This is a genomic window from Legionella israelensis, from assembly GCF_004571175.1.
Taxonomy (GTDB): domain Bacteria; phylum Pseudomonadota; class Gammaproteobacteria; order Legionellales; family Legionellaceae; genus Legionella_D; species Legionella_D israelensis.
The window spans coordinates 818,110-835,576 of record NZ_CP038273.1 but is presented as its reverse complement, the minus strand read 5'-3'; the positions used below and the strand labels follow the sequence as shown (position 1 = coordinate 835,576).

Sequence of the window (17,467 nt, the reverse complement as noted above, 5' to 3'; positions counted from 1 at the left end):
AGTTTTTTTGAAGCGTTTGATGCGAAGTTTAGGGAAGAATTAAAAGATTGTAAGGAAATATCTGATATTGAAAAAGAGGAGTTATATAAATTCTTATGTTTACCTGTTAAAGGACATAGCATTGGTGAATTTTGTTCTCACTTAAAAGAATTTCCAAATCTATTTGCCAAGGAAGGGTATTTAGTAATGCAAGAAGAAGTCAATCACGATGGAGAAAAAACGCTTACTCCTGGCATTCTAAACCCAGAAGAATTACAAGCTGTTTCCGAATATTATAAAGGTATCGATAAAAAACCAATAGAAGAGGTAGCAGTAAAAGTTTTAGCTGAGTTAGGATTAACAGAAGAACCTATAAGCGCATCCCGATCATTGGACAGCCATTTGTAATTGATAATTGATCTTACCATTTTATTAAGCCACCAAAGGAAGCTCCCCTTTAATTTTTAATATCAGTATAAATCGTCCATACGATTATGATTAACTCTTTGGTTTACATGAAATACTTATACTAATTCTGATTACTATTCGCTAGAAATTAAACCCATAAGTGCGAAAATAGCGAATTATGAGTACGAGCAACAACAGCCACAGAAACGTTAAGTGTCAATCTACCTTTTCGCCAGTAGGTTTCACACTGATTTTTGCCGGAGTAAGGTTGTTGGTGATACGAGAAACCGTCCTATCTACTCGTCTCTGAAGCATGATTTCAACCATTACTGTTTCATTTGGATGAAGAATTTTATTAATGTCAGCGAGCGAGGAATGAAAGTCAAGTAACTTGTAATAAGCAAGGGCTTGGTCACTCGCTTCAGGGCGTGCCCTAATACGAAACCCGAGATTACCTTGCATTTTTGGCGTATTAATCCCAGCTTCCATGATATCGTAGTCAAGAAAATACGTCAGTTTTCCTCGATTATGTTGGTTTCGCTGGCGATCTCCGAAGAAACCTGTGGGAAGCGCGTGCTCGCTATATTTAGGGCCAGCAGTTAGATAAAGGTCATAATCGTTAAGATGATTGCCTCGGTCATCAATCAGTCGAAATATAATCATAGAGTAGCGATTGGTGATATACTCGCGCTTATAGATAAGTGTACTCACAAGTTCCGTATGCTCATTTTTCTGGGTTTCTTTAGTCATCTTATCTAACTCTTTTGCCAGTGAATTATAGGAGTCACGCGTTCTTACTTGGAGGCATCGCAAGACCCATATAGCCGTAGGGTGAGTGGATGCATTGGCCATCGTAACACTGCGGATGATTCCCATCCTTTTACCGGAATGCGAACACCCAGGCAAAATCCCAAATGCCATTGGCTGTGTCCGTTTCATTTGGGCGACAATAAGATTTTCGCCGTTATTTCCTTCCTGATGTAACCTTAATAGACTGTAATTCATATTTGCAGCAACTACGCGTACAACTCCATCAGATCCGGCCTCTCCTGTGTAAGAGTTAATAGCATCATAAAGTTGGCGATCAATTTTCTGACCTGTAAGTACAAAGGAATAGATGCCATTAGCCGCGCAATCGTAATCAAGCCAACTTTCATTAAGTTCCCAGCTCATATCACTTCCGAGCTCAAGCCAATCAAGTACATGCTGCCCTGGTTCAATACCTTCAAAAAAACTTTTTATACGGCCTAGCCGGGATTTACCAAGTTGAGCAAGCGCAGAACCGTGGTTGGCGGGAGCCAGCATGATAAGATGACTCAATGGGCATTTTGCAAGATTATTCTTAAAGTATAAATCCATCCATTTACGAACAACGGGGCCACCGGTTGAATGAGTGATGCAAGCAAAACGCTCCCCATCTCGCAGTTTATCAGAAATTTCATCACGCACTGCATGGTCAAATGCACGTGCTATATCGTCGACTGTTACTGTATCGTCAAAGCTGATGTAGTGCCCAAGATAGATATTACCAACTTGAATATCCAGCTTTCCGTCTTTGCTCTGACTTTCAAGCCATTGAGGAAGCTCTCCATAAGTATTGGTATGTGTGACACTCCAACCATGGACGAAGATAACAATCATAACTTTCCTTAACTTATTGACGCCCCACTTAAATTTCTTCTGATATTTGTTCAATAACTGAAATCAGTAAATCCGATGAAGCGATCAGGTTTTCTTTATTTTTACGAGAAAGATTTTTAATAACTCATGTTACGCAGCACCAGTATTTTTTAGAAGATTTGGACGTATTTTGGAATTTTAAAGCGCAGTTTACATGGAGTAAATGAGCATTTGAAATTCCAAAATGCGTCCAAAGAGGCAAAAAAGACGAAGCTACGTAACATGAGTTAATAAAGCACTCAATTTTTAAAACATCGCTTTATGCCCATGATTGTGCGATTCCAACCAAGGGGGTCAAGCTATATTTTTTCATCCATCACCAAAATGACTGTCAACTGATGTCCACCAGCACACTGGTAAAGAACCTCCGCCATCAGACCATCGATATTTTGCGAGTCTTCAACATATTTTTTTGTTGATTTTGATAAGAGATACTACTTTTTTTAAAACAAAAGCAAGTAGAGTATTTTTTTAAATGCAAGGCATTACATCAACCAACACTCTATCACCATTCCCGCAGGATATTGGATAATTACTATTACACCAGATTAGACTATGTTATATTTCAGGAAAGTATGGCGACGCATTATTTAATAAAAGAATTAAGTCTGTTTAATGAAATTACAAAACAATATTACTGCAAAAGGAATAGCAGTCTGGCTGGTATGTGCTTTATTTTTTATATATGAATGCTTATTGCGCACAGTATTAGGCACTTTTCAGTCATCTTTAATGTCTGAATTATATCTTACTACAATCACATTCGCTTTTTTAAGTTCAACCGCATACAGTTTGATGTTTGGTCCTATGCAATTTGCAATTGGATTTATTGTTGATAGTTTTGGTATAAAAAAAACCATGTTTGTTGCCGTATTGATTTGTACAGTTGCTAATATCGGTTTTGCCTGCTCCCCTACTTACACAGTGGCTATTATATTTCGAGTTGTAATGGGATTGGGTTCTTCATTTGGATTTATTTGCTTGCTCGTCACCGTCTACGACTGGATGCCTCGAAATCATATTGCTTTTTTTATTGGATTATCACAATTTATTGGCACCTTAGGCCCCATGATTGCAGCAGGACCATTAAATGCACTATCCAATTTTTTGGGTGTCAGCTGGCGAGAAATATTTATCCTCATCGCTTTTTCAGGATTAATCATAGCTTTTTTAGTGATTTTTATCGTTGATAAAAACAAACAACATGAAAGTCATGCCATTATTTTGAGAATTCGATCAAATGCAGCAAATCCAATTCGGAAACTGTTGGGTGAAAAACAAGTTTGGTATATTGCTTTATTTTCTGCTTGTGTCTATTTTAGCTTGGAGTATTTATCAGAAAATGAATGTCAAATTTTTCTTAAGCAGAAAGGGTTTTCCGATTATTTCTCAGCTTATATGATCACAGTGGCCTGGTTAGGATATGCTTTTGGTTGTGTGGTTATGGGGTATTTCTCTGATAAATTCCACAGGCGAAAGAGTGTAATGCTTGCCAGCGCTTTGTTGGTGTTAATTGCATTAACAGGCATTATTTACCTTTCTTTAAACGAATTTTTAACGGCTTTTTGTTTTATTCTGCTTGGAGTGGGCGCCAGCGGACAAAGTATTGGTTTTGCAATTATGGCAGAACAATGCAAAGAAGCTTCCCTTGCCGTAGGCTTAGGCATCAATAATGCTATGATTGTAGCTTTTGTAGCTATTTTTCCACCCTTTATTGGAAGTCTGTTAAAATATGCAGGCCAAAAGCAATCTTTAATTATGACATACCAATACGCCTTTCTGGTCATGATGGCCTTATCAATCCTGGCGGTAATTTTGGCTGGCTCGCTGATTCGGGAAACCTATTGCAAATCAGTGAGGGAAAACACCCCATTGACTCGTCCAAGATATTCCTAGCCAGAAAATATTTTTCTTAATTTAAGGATGGGTTTATTTAGTTTAGGAGGATAAGTGGACCACCTGTGCAAAAATAACTCTGAACACACTTGCGACTAATGTTGCCCTGCATACAGCTTCTGTTTAGCAAGGCTATTTATTATCATTAGGAGAAATATCCAGATATGAATCCTCACAGGCAATTGCTTCATAATAACGGGATAAAGCATGAATTGTAGTAGTTCAAACTTGATCTGACAGTTACCGGTTTTTCAGAAGTGTCTGTCAGGTCAAATTCAGCCTATCAATTTTTCCTTCCAGATTTGTTTGCCATCAATCAATGTTTGCATTGGAGTACGTCCACAGCACATTTTGCCTTGATGGGTGCGCTCATTATTATAATAATGAAGCCATACGTCCAGATCTTTTTGCAGTTCATCCATGTCATCGTAAACTTTCTTACGGAATGTGATTTGATAAAACTCCTGCAAAATCGTTTTGTGGAAACGCTCACAAATACCGTTTGTTTGCGGTGATTGTGCTTTAGTTTTCGTGTGATCAATGTTGTTAATAGCTAAATAAAGCTGATAGTCATGCTGTTCTACTTTCCCACAATACTCTGTACCCCGGTCAGTTAAAACACGCAGCATAGGTAACTGCTGCTGCTCAAAGAACGGCAAGACCTTGTCGTTAAGGAGATCTGCTGATGTAATAGGCGTTTTTGTTGTATAGAGCTTGGCAAATGCCACTTTGCTATAAGTATCAACAAAAGTCTGCTGATAAATGCGGCCAACTCCTTTGATAGTTCCCACATAGAATGTATCTTGGGAACCAAGATAGCCAGGATGTGCTGTTTCAATTTCGCCGCAAGCCTCATCATCAAACTTCTTCTTCTCCAAAGCTGCAATTTGTGCTTCTGTGAGAATAATGCCCTCTGATGCTACTTTGGCTTCAAGTGCCTTCAAACGGTCTTTAAAGTTAGCTAAATTATGCCTAAGCCAGACGCTGCGAACGCCACTAGGGGATACAAAAATCCCTTTCTTACGCAACTCATTACTGGTGCGTAGTTGACCATGAGCTGGATATTCTATGGCGTACTCTTTTACCGCTTGCTCTATAGAATCGTCAACACGGTTCTTGTGATTAGGTTGCCTTCGTGACTTATCAAATAAGGCATCTACCCCACCAGATTCTACCGCTGATTTATAACGATAGAAGGTGTCTCGTGATAAACCCATTACCTTACAGGCTTTCGATACATTGCCTAATTCTTCAGCTAAATTTAGTAAGCCAACTTTGTGTTTAATAATTTTAACGTTATTATCTATCATGAGAGTTTTCCTTTTGGTTTTGTTAAAGTTTGCACTTCTATCAAAACCGGAAACTCTCACCTTTTCAAGTGGTTATGTCAGATTAAGTCGAAACTAATTCACATGAATATATGCAGCGCTTCTTAAATCAATTTTATATTTATTTTTTAATTCATAGACATTATTAAATTCTTGGGTAATTCTATATTTTAACTGCTCATGAACCGTATCAAGATCCCAATAGTAACCTGATTTGTTTTGTGTCCATTCAAAATAGCTGACGATTACACCACCTGAGTTAGCAAGAATATCGGGAATAATCATAATGTTTTTTTTGTTTAAAATTTCGTCCGCCTCCATAGTGATGGGGCCATTTGCAATTTCAACAATCACATCTGCTTGAATTTGATCGGCGTTTTTCGATGTGATTTGATCTTGGATTGCAGCAGGAATTAATATATCAACATCAAGAGTTAAAAGCTCCTCATTACTGATACTTGAGGTATTCCCTTCCAACTCGCAAACTGACTTTTTACAATAGAGATCATGAATGGATTCCATTTGTTTTTTCTTTTGAACTAAATCAGGGATTTTTATGCCATCAGGTTTATAAATGCCTCCTTCAGAGTCACTGACAGCAACTATTTTATATCCATCTTGATATAGAAGTTCTGCTACTGGCTGAGCTGCATTACCAAAACCTTGTATAGCCACTTTGATTTTTTTAGATGAGTATTTTCTTTTTTTCTCTAATTCTTTAATGCAGTAATAAGCTCCACGACCTGTAGCTGTATCGCGTCCTTGACTTCCATTCAATGGGATAGGTTTACCTGTAACGATGCCAGGGCAAAATTTTCTTGAGATGGTGGAGTATTCATCCATCATCCAGCTCATGATTCTTGGTGTAGTATATAAATCAGGGGCAAGTATATCTTTATCAGGCCCAATAAAATCAGCCATCATTTCAATATATCGACGGCTTAGTCGTTCCAATTCTCTTGGTGTTAAGTCTTTTGCAGATACTTTAATAGCACCTTTGCTTCCTCCAAAAGGAAGCCCGGTAATCGCACACTTCATGGTCATTAAAAAAGCAAGCGCTGTGACTTCGTTCATTGAAACATTGGGATGAAATCTTATACCGCCTTTCCCTGGCCCCCGTGCATGTTCATAATGAACGCGAAAACCCTCAAAAATTTTCAACTCTCCATTATCCATACGAATTGGAATGCTGATTTTAAGACAGGATTTAGGGTGTTTTAATTTTTCAATAGCATCCTTATCCATTTTTAAATAACGGGCGGCACGTTCAAGCCACTTCATTGAGCGATTAAAAAAACTATGAGTATTATTCATGATATCTCCTTGACCCAAACATCCATGTAATGTGTCCATCTGGCTTAACTAAAACAGCTTCATGGATTAAAGCTACCTCCTGAACCAAAGCGATACGCTAATGATATGATTAAAAAAAGAAAACTGTTGACGTAGTTTAATGGATTTGGACATACCAGTTAAGTTTATTATCTCTTAACTGCTATGTCCAAATTGACATGTCGTAGATAGGAGAAAGTTTGGTGCTTTTTGCCGTTTTGATAAACGCCAAATTTCTTCCATGTCGATCACATCATCAAGATTGTCTTGGTATAAGTATATACCGGCTTGGTGTAGATATTTATTTATCCTAAAATGTAACTTATGACTCATCGCAAAGATTATTATACATATAAGCGGGGCAAAGGGGGGCAAGTGGGGCACCCGCATCATTACTGGCTTATAGCCGCCCCCTCATAAATTCTCAGTAATGGGACGCTGGGGCAGTTTATATCGGTTTTCTGGCTGTAATTACCATCGTTAGTTATATAATTCGCAATTCGCGAATCACAAATTATATGCGTAATATCTGAATATAGACTTGCTTTAACCAAAAGCCAGGCAACTAAGACAATACCCGTTTAGCGTCTTTTAATAATAAAACAAGTTGTTTTTCTCTAAGCGGTGATTCTTCAAAGCCAAAATGTTTATAAAAAGATTCGGCTTTATCGTCAATTGGGTGAGTAATGATAGCCCTAACGCCCACTTCATTAGCAACCATCAATGACCGTTTAATGGCATCTTGTAACATGCCCCGACCTATTTGTTTACCCTGATAATTTTTGCTAACCGCCATTCTAGCAAGAATAATTACAGGAATATGATAGTTTCCCATTCCATGAGAGACTCTTTTAGAAACTTCCGATTGCTCTACTTGTCCGACAGTTAAGCTATAGTAACCAACAGGTGTATCATCATCAAAAACGACATAGGTTTTAGCGGAACCACTTCCGCCAGCTTGCTTTGCATGTTTTATGAGCCATGTATCAAGATTTTGATTGCCACTATCAAAGTTTTTGATTTCAACTTTATTATCAAGAGGGATTGGTTTTTTTAGCATTATTCATCCCATGGTGAAGGCTTGGAAAATAATTTTTTCAATCCTTCATTATCCATGGGTTCTCTGTCAAGCAACTTTGAAAACTTTTCAAACTTATCATTGGACACCATAAAAAGCCTTTGGTCTAACAATGTTTGCTCAGCAGCTTGGTAAGCCGTATCTAAAATAAACTCAGAAGCAGATTTTCCCTTTATTTCAGAAGCTAATTTAATAGCTCTTTCTTGAGCAGGGGATATTCTCAAACCAATTCGAGATGATTTGCCAGATAGCGAGCGTGCTCTTCTAGTTGAGGCACCTTTTTTTGTTCTATGACTTGTATTATCGTTTTGTTTTATTGGTTCCATAGCAGTATACTCGGTTTTAGATATATTTAAATGTTAGCACAATGTATGTACAATATCAATCCTGCTAACAATGGAATAAGAAAATTGTTGGCATTTAAGATCATCTTCTCAAAATTTTTTCAGTATCAATCGATAGCATTCCTTTGAATTCGATCTTTCACTTCAGAGGTGCATCCTCATCGGGCAAAAGCACGGCATTAAAAGTGGCTGCTTCTGTTTGGGGTAATCCACAATCGTATTGCCGTTTATGGCGTAGTACGGCTAATGGTCTTGAAGGACTGGCAGCATTACATAATGATGGATTGCTCATCCTTGATGAACTCAGCCAAATAGACTCCAGAGAAGCAGGGGAGGCGGCTTATTTACTGGCTAATGGTCAGGGCAAAACGCGTGCTTCTCGGACTGGGACTGTCAGAAAATCCTCCCAATGGTCGTTGTTTTTCCTCTCTGCTGGTGAGGAATCGTTGACTGCACTCATGGCAAAATCAGGCCAGCGAAGCAACGCAGGTCAGGAAATACGCCTTGCTGATATTGAGGCGGATGCTGGCTGTGGTATGGGGATTTTTGAAACGATTCATGATCAATTAAGCCCTGTCAGTATGGCCTTATCGCTAAAGCAGTTTACCAGCCAATATTATGGCGCCATAGGTATAGAATGGCTTAATCAGGTTGTGACCCACCGACAGAAAATCGCCAGATTCGTTACCGACATTATTCAAAACTTCGTTGATACCGTGATCCAGTCCGATGCAACAGGGCAGATTATCCGTGTCGCCAGACGATTTGCGCTGGTTGCTGCTGCTGGTGAGTTGGCGAGTCGCTTTGGTTTGACTGGTTGGAAAGAAGGGGAGTCATTCGCTGCTGCAAAGATATGCTTTACAGCATGGCTTGAGGCTTTTGGTGCGGATGGAAATCGAGAAGACCGAGCCATCATGGCTCAGGTACGAGCCTTCTTTGAGTCTCATGGAGCCAGTCGTTTTGATAGTGCGAATCATCCCAACAATGAAAAAATTATTAACTCATGTTACGCACAATCGACTTTAACGAACCATATTTTTTAACTCCTGCATAGCAATTTGGTTAGCCCTGAGTATTAATTTGTACTTGATGGCAAAGTGATTTAATTTTGTCTTTATTTTCATCATTTCCAGTTTGCAGTATGCAATGATTGCGGCAAAGATATGATTGGATTGTGTTTTAACCGTGCGGGTTGGAGATTTGTTCAGGCTTGCATTTTGTTTAATTGACTTGTGATACTCTTCAATCCGCCACCGTTTCTGGTACACTTCATAAAGACGTTCGGCACTACTGGTCATGTCATTAGAAACGAGATAGAGAACACCTGTAGAACCATTTTCGTTTTTGAAAATTTTCTTCAAAAGCCTCACTGGGAAGTCTAATCCCTTGAGATAGACTGTGTGGGCTATGTCCTCTTCAAGCTCTAATTCTCTGACTTTTGTGTACCGTCCGTTGTTGGCGTCGTTTTTGGATAAAGCTAAGGTTCGATTAGATTTAATCCCAATAATAAACGATTTTTGAAGGTCATTATGGATGTAAGCCATATTGGCCTTCGAGCCAAACCAATTGTCCGCAAGTACAAAGTCAAACAACACATGATTACTAACCGCTTGTGCGATAAGCTTGCGAAAAAGTTCATTTTTAGTCGTGGATGACTTTCTGCGAGCTTGCCTTGTTTCAATGTCACAAAAAGCAACGTCTTTTTTGATAACTTCATAACCAACAGGAACACTGAAGTCACCATACCGAACCATGCAGGTCAGGATATTAATCCCTTTGACCACATCACCTTTAGCATGGGAATAATGCCAACAATTAATTTCATTCTCATCGGTATAAGACTTCTCCTCAATCGAGTCATCCAATAAAAGAACACCGTCTGATGCGTCATTCTCCCTGACTGGCTTCTTGACATAATTCCAGAGCGCTTTGGCATCAAAGTCTTGTAGTCGTAAAAATCGTGTCACCTTGTCGTGCGCAAATTCACCATCCAACATCTCCGATAAACCTGTAGCTGTTGCATATTTATTCTGGCAAATCAAATAGTCAGTATAAATATCAAGCATATCCATTAAATCTTCCTCCCTAAAAATCAGGGATGAAATTTTAATTAAATTTCAGGGAGCAGCAAGGTTTAGTGCGTAACATGAGTGATTATTGTTTTACGCGGATTAATATGTGGCTGTGACAGTTGGAAAGCCATGGAGATTTTTGCCAGGTCGCGCAAGCGCTGGTTAAGCCAATTTATTGACGTCAGTGAAGGTTTGCCAAGCCATCACACATTGGCACGGGTGTTTTCTCTGATTGACCCTTTAGAATTTGAGCGTTGTTTAAGTTCATGGATAGAAGAAATCAGTCAATTTTTTATGGATGAGCTGATTGCGATTGATGGTAAGACAAGTCGTGGCTCCTCTTATCAAAGGGGCCATAAGAAGGCGACCCATCTGGTGAATGCTTACTCCCCACGCTTGGCAGCACGGTTACACCTGACAAGTCTAATGAAATAAAGGGGATACCTATACTATTAAAGGCGCTCAGTATCAAAGATAAGGTGATAACGATTGATGCAATGGGAACGCAAAAGGGAATTGCCAATTTAATACGTCTCAAACAAGCTCATTATGTGCTTGCTTTAAAAAAGAATCATAAACGCATGCACCGAAAGGTGGATAACCTCTTTCAAAAAGCGGATTCCTTAAATTACAAGGCCATGGTTTTCCAACAAAAAGACACCAATAATTATGACCACAGCCGTTTTGAAGAAAGAACATACACCGTATTACCAGCCATGTACCTTCCTTCCTACGGTCAACAATGGAAAGATTTAAGCGCCTATATCCGTGTGCAATCCACGCGGCATTTACCCACAGGAGACATTGAAACCGCTACACGTTACTACATGACATCCCTCCCTTATAAAAAACACAACTTAATGCGTCAGGCGATTCGCGAGCACTGGCAAATAGAGAATGGCTTGCACTACAAGTTAGATGTCGGGATGAATGAAGACCAATGTCCGATATATCGTGGATACGCTGATAGAAATTTAAGTATTATGCGTAAAATAGTCCTTAAATTATTAACCCAGGATACTTCAAACCAAGATGGCATTGCTTTAAAACGAATGAAAGCTGCCTCTTTCTACTCAATATTTGAAAAAAGTGATTGGATTTTGAATTTTGATGAAATCGCCCTGGTAGCGTTAAATAAAAAACAATCACTTAATATTTATTTAATTTATATTGGCTAAAATAAAATCATATCCATTCAACAGGTATTAAATTTATGTGGCATATTGAGCTATTAAACGTGAATTCGATGTAACTGTTTAAGGATTATCCTGCAAAGAGAAAATATATTGAAAACCCAGACCTTTTGTGATCTTATTTGTTTTTTCTAAGAACAGTAATAGGATACAAGAGGCCTGGAATGGATAAGTTAGTCGAATTATTCTGTATTGTCGATGATTTTTGTCAAAAGTTTTTACCAATCTTTGAGCAGCAACTTATAAATATTTCAGGCAAAGTCAGGAAGAAACCCTGTAGCCTGTCTATGTCCGAAATAATGACGATAGTGATACACTACCACCAATCCAATTATCGAAACTTCAAAAGCTATTATTCTTATGTTTTGCAGAAAGATTTACGTCCCTATTTCCCAAAACTGGTCAGCTATAGCAGAATGACTGAGCTGATGCCATCTTGTATAGTGCCATTAACGGCATTTTGCCACAATCAATCAAAGACTCTAACTGGCATTTATTTCGTAGACTCAACCCCTATTGAGGTCTGCCACGTTAAAAGAGCGCAACAGAATAAAACATTTAAGGGGTTAGCGGAGAAGTCCAAATCAACTATGGGATGGTATTTTGGTTTTAAACTTCATTTGGTGGCCAATGATAAAGGTGAGCTAATGGCTTTTAAAATAACCTCAAGCCGAACAGATGACCGAACGGTTGTGCCCGATTTAAGTAAAAATCTGTTGGGTAAAATGATTGGAGATAAGGGATATATTTCCCAAAATCTGACCGAGAAACTTGCTGAAAGAGGCTTGCAACTACTGACCAAAGTCAGAAAAAATATGAAGCAAAAAGTGCTCGATGCCTTTGACAAAGTCCTGTTGAGAAAAAGAGCCATTGTTGAATCTGTTATTGACCAATTAAAAAATATTTCAAATATCGAACACTCAAGGCATCGTTCTGTCTTTAATTTTATGGTCAATATCTTGGCTGGTTTGGCAGCTTATGCACTTAAGCCAAAGAAACCTTCCTTGAATATTGAAAAAACATTCGTGGCTGTCGTTTGACCAGTTATATCGAATTCACGTTATTAATCAATTTTTTAAAATCAAAGATTTCAGAAGAAGATAGAGCTCGTTTGGACTCTGAAATAAGAAAAGTATTTAAAGAAACCGATGATGAATTAGAGCTTAGCTTTTATGACAAAGAAACGCTTCAAGAAGAATCATCTTTTAATAGTCTGGGCGCCAAATTAAGTATATTAAGTTACATCGCTCAACTTTATACAGGCATTGAAAGAGCTAAAACAGATGATATTTTAGATGACGTTTTAATCGCTATCATTATTGCATCAAAAGTTAATTGTGACTCTGCAATTTGGATTGCTGATTTTCCTTTTGTTAATATAAATAATCGAGAGCAGTTTAAGAAAAAAGAACGCCATTTTTTAGCTAATAAACTTCAATTTCAAACGGAATTTAACCCAATTGTTTTTAAAAAACTGCGCCAAGAATATAGTAGCCCTAATATTGACGATTCTCTACAAAATGAGATCAATCAGCAAAGGAGGTTTCTTGAAAAAGAAAACCAAGAAGAACTTGATGAGCTAGCAAAAATTATTTTTTCTTACGATAAAGAAGAAGCAAATACTTCAAGTCGATTGAGTTCTCCGTTAGAAGCACACGAAGAGCATGAAAAAAATAAAAATTATCCTATAGATGTTAGTGCTGAAAAAGACTTTAGTAAAGAATTCACTGAAGAAGTTATAAAAATACAACAGCAAATTGATGTCCAGATTAAAAAATTAAAGAAATCCATCTGGAACCCCTTTCTTGGCTCACCAGAAGCAAAAATTAAAGCACTTTATTTATTGAAAGATTTCTTTAATAGTCCATTAGAAAAAGCTCCAAATGCAGATAATATTGGTGAATTAATAGATGCATGGAAAGAATCTCGTGATTACTTTAGAAGTAAAAACAAAACGAATGTATCAATTAATGCCGTTTTAACTCAGCACCGCAATATCTTTTTTAGCGACCGTCGAGATAAGCTCACATCTACAGAGGAGTTTATTGACAATTTATTCAGAGAATTTAAAGACCGCAGTATTTATAATCTTAATAATAAAATTCAGCTTAACTGATTACCGAGGGAAACTGTCGGACTGGCATATGCCATAAAGCTCGAAAAGGGGGCAAATCAAATAGCCGTACTACATTTTTTCGGTGGTTTTCTCCTTATGTTTGAAATGTTAACGACATAGCAAAACCCGAAGCTTTTGCTTAGATGGTGTCAATACAGAGTATGTATGCTGACTCAAATTCCGTTGGAATTTGTTCTGCCGAATGGCAAGTATCCGTGAAGGGTATCCCGACTGAACGTCCAGCCACAGGGTTAGGGATCGGGGGCACAAGACCTTTAAAAGGTTTCGCCTTTACAGGCTCGTCATCTGTGCTAATTAAAAGCCATCAAATCGGTGCTTGCTGCGCGAGGATTTATCGTGAGTTTTTTGTTCAAACGCGTTGAGCGCCTTTGAACAAAAGGGCGGAATGTGTTGATTTTACTGGGTAAAATCAAGGATGCTTTCCTGCGTCACTGCACATAAACTGCAGTGACGCATGTACTAAAGCTCATGAAAAATATGTCGATATACGGTATTATTCTTGGCTTATTTTAATACTTATGAAAAAAAACTGCTCACACTTGCTTTCATCAATCTATATAAAATTAGTATTTCTGTTAATAGTAGTGTTAGCGCTAACGTTTCTTTTAGTATTTTTTTCCGACTTTTATCTGATGAATATCGTTGACACAAATCAACTAAAAACAAACATAATTCATCTTCATGCAGGTGTAAACCTCCCTTTTTTAGTGCCAGTTATAATTAGAGTTTTCCGACCTGTTTTTAATCAATCTGTAATCCAAAGGTGACATATCACCGAGTGATTCATGTGGTCTTTCTTCGTTATATTCTTTCATCCAATTTGTGGTAATATCACGTACCTCATTGAGACTTCTAAATAGATAAAAATCCAATATTTCATTCCGATAAGTTCTATTGAACCGCTCCACAAATGAATTTTGAGTTGGCTTTCCCGGCTGAATAAACTCAAGAATAACACCATGCTTTTCTGCCCAATCCGCTAACGCAAGGGAAATAAACTCAGGTCCATTATCAAGTCGCAACCTTGCAGGATATCCTCGATTGGCGGCAATATGGTCAAGTACCCGAATAACCCTTAGAGCAGGCAAGCTCAAATCAATTTCAATTGCCAAAGCTTCCCGATTAAAATCATCTACCACATTAAAAGTCCTGAATCTTCTGCCGCAATTGAGGGCATCACTCATAAAATCAGCTGACCATGTATGGTTAAGGGAATCAGGCACAGCAAGAGGTTCCGGGTGACGGGAAGCTAATCTGCGTTTTCCTTTTCGCCTTATATTTAACTTCAACTCACAATAAACACGGTATACTCTTTTATGATTCCAGGAGAAACCTGCCTGCCGCAATTTGATAAACAACTTCCTGAAACCATAACGCGGATAGTGTTCGGTTATGGTCACCAATTCTTTTATCACCGCTTCATCCTTATCCATCGCCGGCTGATAGTAGTAAGCTGTACGACTTAAGCGTAATACCGAGCAGCTTCGCCTGAGACTCAGACCATGTTCCTGCACCAGATAATCAGCCATTTCCCTCTTTTCAGCCGGCTTCAAAGCTTTTTTTCTATAACATCCTTCAGTGCACGGTTTTCCAGAGACAAATCAGCAAACATCCGTTTCAGCTTTGCATTTTCTTCCTCAAGTTGCTTCATGCGTTTAATATCTGAGGCTTCCATCCCACCGTATTTTGCTTTCCAGTTGTAATAGGTGGCATCGGATATCCCATGTTCCCGGCATACATCCTTTACCAATCGTCCTACTTCAACTGATTTTAATATGTTTAAAATTTGATTTTCTGTAAAGCGACTGCGTTTCATCGTTCCTCCTCTTTTTTGCTTATTATGCCGGAGAAACTCTAATTGAAAATGGTGCTATTTTAAGGGAGGGTTACACAGGTACGATTATAATATTAACTGCTTTAATTGTGTGTGCTGGCTGGTTGCAATTTACTATCTTAAATCATACATCTAAAGGTGATTTTCTTTTAAGGATAGATACGAGATAGCAGTAATGAATTAAAAATTCTTCTTTATATCTTGATATAACAGGATACTTGCTAAATTTATTCCTAAAAATACCAAGGATAAGATGATTAAATTATTCAGCGGTATAAATGTCGCAACGCCTGTATAAATAGCAAAGACTATCCAGGTTGAGGCAAATAAACAGGCATTACTTGAAGCAGCCAACGTGGGGAATAAAGCTAATCCTTCACCTACCATTAATGGAAAAACCAGACCGGCTGCATAAATATATAGAAAAAAGGCAGTAATAGTAGGAATAAGGCTGTAAATGCCCGTTAAAGAACTTCCTAAAAGAACCAGAGTTGTCAAAAAATGACAGATTAGACTAAACCGCAATTTAGAAATTGGCTGAACAAGAAAAAATATTCGATTTGTAACATTGCCGCAGAACCAGCCAAAACCAAAAAATAAGGCAATATACCCATAATGCAGGGGAGCAACACCAAGATGTTTAACAAAGATGAAAGGACCTAAAACACTTGTTAAGGAACTAAAGCCAAACAAGATGCTAACAAACAAAGTCATCATAACAAATTTTCGATCACTAAATATATGGACATAGTTATGGAATATATCCGAGGGTTTAAACTTTTTTTTCGCAGGAATGGTTTCTTCATAAGTTAGACTGACTAAAATAAGGAGAATTACTGCATAGAATAAAATAAAATAAAAAGAAGCTTGCCAACCAAAATATTCCTGACAAATACCGCCAATCAATGGGGCAATTATAGGTGCTAATGCGAAGCTAATCGTCAAATAATTAAATTGTTTTTTAAGCTCATCATCACTGAAACAATCATTTAATATTGCTCTGCCAGGTACAATCATAAAGGCTGCTGCCAAGCCTTGCAAAAAGCGATTAAAAATTACCCAATAAATGCTAGGACTAAGAATAATACCAATAACCGTAAGAGTTTGAATGACCAAAGAGATTAGAATTAATTTTTTACGACCCAAAGCATCTGAGATGGGGCCGGCCAAAAGTTGACCAAACCCCATTGCTGCCACATAAGCTGTCATTGTTAATTGTACTTCTGAGCGAGAAGCATTAAACTCAGCGACCATGGCTGGCATGGATGGTACGTAAATATCCGTTCCAAATCCTCCCAAGGGTACGATGATATTGGGGAGGATTCCATAATATTTTTTAGTCATTTTTTTATTCTTAAAAAACTATTTTTGAAATCCAATGGTATTTTAAGTTAAGCAGTAAGAACAGCCTCTAGAGCAAATCAAATATTATTATTTTGACATTCGCTGCGCGCCATGGAAGGCTGAAAGCCGAGGCGCGTAGTCCGCGATAGGCTGCGATTTTTTTAAACAGCCCGAAGGGATGTTAAAAAAATCTTTCTGCAGCCGTTAAGTCATTGGTGAAGGCGTACGCTTTGCTCGTTCAGAGCAAACGTGCCGTAAACAGGACGCTCGCGGCCCAAACACTTCGCGCGTTGGCGAGTCGATTTTGGGGACTTGGATGTCCCAAAATCTTTCATGAGGTAGCGCGACTCTTGTGATATTTACTCAATCGTATTATCTGGAATGAGGAACATGGTCGAGTTTATCAAAAAATTATAAGTATATTTGAGTTTTTTTATTGCCCTGTGGTCAAGCCTTTGATTTTGATATTTAAATTTACCGCATTTCACAGGTTAATTTTGTCGCCTTAAAATGTTGGATTAAGATTTGGGAATAAAACTGAAGGAATTTTTTTGATTTTTAATCATTAAAAAAGTATCATAATTTGAAATAATTTTTCAATATTAAATCACGTGATGTAGGGAATGAATCATCAAATATTCCAAGAAAATATTGCTTACCATGAATAATTACTTGGGCATCGATAATCGACAATAAATGTTATATTATTTCCATCAATCCCCACCGTCATCCAAAGTTTCGTATACCGAGCCGAGGGTAGCACATGCGTTTTAAAACACGTTTCCGTCTGTTGCTGACACCGCTTTTACTCTTATGCCTGTACATCTTCATATTATGTAAGG

11 protein-coding genes and 3 pseudogenes are annotated in these 17,467 nt (G+C 38.0%); 6 read left to right on the top strand and 8 right to left on the bottom strand.

Annotated elements, in window-relative coordinates; translation table 11 throughout:
• Window positions 1–186: 186 nt before the first annotated feature.
• Window positions 187–387, top strand: coding sequence for a hypothetical protein (locus E4T55_RS03690; protein ID WP_058502045.1), 201 nt, complete (start codon window positions 187–189; stop codon window positions 385–387).
• A gap of 216 nt (window positions 388–603) precedes the next feature.
• Here the strand turns inward: E4T55_RS03690 and plaB are convergent, their stop codons facing one another.
• Window positions 604–2,028, bottom strand: a complete 1,425-nt coding sequence (gene plaB / locus E4T55_RS03685; protein ID WP_058502046.1) for a phospholipase PlaB — start codon at window positions 2,026–2,028, stop codon at window positions 604–606.
• Window positions 2,029–2,682: 654 nt separating this feature from the next.
• Here plaB and E4T55_RS03680 point away from each other — a divergent pair.
• Window positions 2,683–3,963: an MFS transporter gene (locus tag E4T55_RS03680; RefSeq protein WP_058502047.1), complete on the top strand. Its 1,281-nt coding sequence runs from the start codon at window positions 2,683–2,685 to the stop codon at window positions 3,961–3,963.
• A 187-nt stretch (window positions 3,964–4,150) separates the two neighbouring features.
• On the opposite strand, the pseudogene E4T55_RS03675 reads toward E4T55_RS03680, so the two are convergent.
• From E4T55_RS03675 to E4T55_RS03660, 4 genes and pseudogenes are all read right to left on the bottom strand, one after another.
• Window positions 4,151–5,273, bottom strand: a pseudogene (locus E4T55_RS03675) (IS481 family transposase).
• A 93-nt stretch (window positions 5,274–5,366) separates the two neighbouring features.
• The gene (locus E4T55_RS03670) at window positions 5,367–6,536 is read right to left on the bottom strand and encodes a Glu/Leu/Phe/Val family dehydrogenase (RefSeq protein WP_223168358.1); all 1,170 of its coding nucleotides are present in this window, start codon (window positions 6,534–6,536) and stop codon (window positions 5,367–5,369) included.
• Window positions 6,537–7,188: 652 nt separating this feature from the next.
• The gene (locus E4T55_RS03665) at window positions 7,189–7,683 is read right to left on the bottom strand and encodes a GNAT family N-acetyltransferase (protein ID WP_172460991.1); all 495 of its coding nucleotides are present in this window, start codon (window positions 7,681–7,683) and stop codon (window positions 7,189–7,191) included.
• On the bottom strand, window positions 7,683–8,027 hold the full coding sequence (locus E4T55_RS03660; protein WP_082636534.1) for a type II toxin-antitoxin system TacA family antitoxin: 345 nt from the start codon (window positions 8,025–8,027) through the stop codon (window positions 7,683–7,685). Before E4T55_RS03660 ends, E4T55_RS03665 begins: the two co-directional genes overlap by 1 nt.
• A 155-nt stretch (window positions 8,028–8,182) precedes the next feature.
• Between E4T55_RS03660 and E4T55_RS03655 the strand changes: the two are divergent.
• Window positions 8,183–9,046: pseudogene (locus E4T55_RS03655) on the top strand (DUF927 domain-containing protein); the annotation flags it as partial.
• A 21-nt stretch (window positions 9,047–9,067) separates the two neighbouring features.
• Here E4T55_RS03655 and E4T55_RS03650 read toward each other — a convergent pair.
• Entirely contained in the window at window positions 9,068–10,117 is a 1,050-nt protein-coding gene (locus E4T55_RS03650; protein ID WP_135121912.1) for an IS701 family transposase, read from the bottom strand.
• Between the two features lie 129 nt (window positions 10,118–10,246).
• Between E4T55_RS03650 and E4T55_RS03640 the strand changes: the two are divergent.
• The 3 genes and pseudogenes from E4T55_RS03640 to E4T55_RS03630 all read left to right on the top strand — a co-directional run bounded on the left by E4T55_RS03640 (window position 10,247) and on the right by E4T55_RS03630 (window position 13,426).
• Window positions 10,247–11,295, top strand: a pseudogene (locus E4T55_RS03640) (ISAs1 family transposase).
• A gap of 179 nt (window positions 11,296–11,474) precedes the next feature.
• A complete protein-coding gene (locus E4T55_RS03635) occupies window positions 11,475–12,350 on the top strand; it encodes an IS982 family transposase (RefSeq protein ID WP_115325218.1) in 876 nt (291 codons plus the stop codon).
• Window positions 12,347–13,426, top strand: a complete 1,080-nt coding sequence (locus E4T55_RS03630) for a hypothetical protein (RefSeq protein ID WP_058501776.1) — start codon at window positions 12,347–12,349, stop codon at window positions 13,424–13,426. The genes E4T55_RS03635 and E4T55_RS03630 overlap by 4 nt, the downstream gene beginning before the upstream one ends.
• A gap of 725 nt (window positions 13,427–14,151) precedes the next feature.
• Here E4T55_RS03630 and E4T55_RS03625 read toward each other — a convergent pair.
• Both E4T55_RS03625 and E4T55_RS03615 read right to left on the bottom strand, forming a co-directional pair.
• Window positions 14,152–15,263 (bottom strand): IS3 family transposase gene (locus E4T55_RS03625; protein ID WP_242604080.1). Its coding sequence is split into 2 segments (ribosomal slippage): window positions 14,152–15,011 and window positions 15,011–15,263, totalling 1,113 coding nucleotides; the frame shifts between segments, so codons are not numbered across the junction.
• A gap of 198 nt (window positions 15,264–15,461) precedes the next feature.
• The gene (locus E4T55_RS03615; protein WP_058501964.1) at window positions 15,462–16,625 is read right to left on the bottom strand and encodes a multidrug effflux MFS transporter; all 1,164 of its coding nucleotides are present in this window, start codon (window positions 16,623–16,625) and stop codon (window positions 15,462–15,464) included.
• Window positions 16,626–17,467 lie beyond the last annotated feature (842 nt).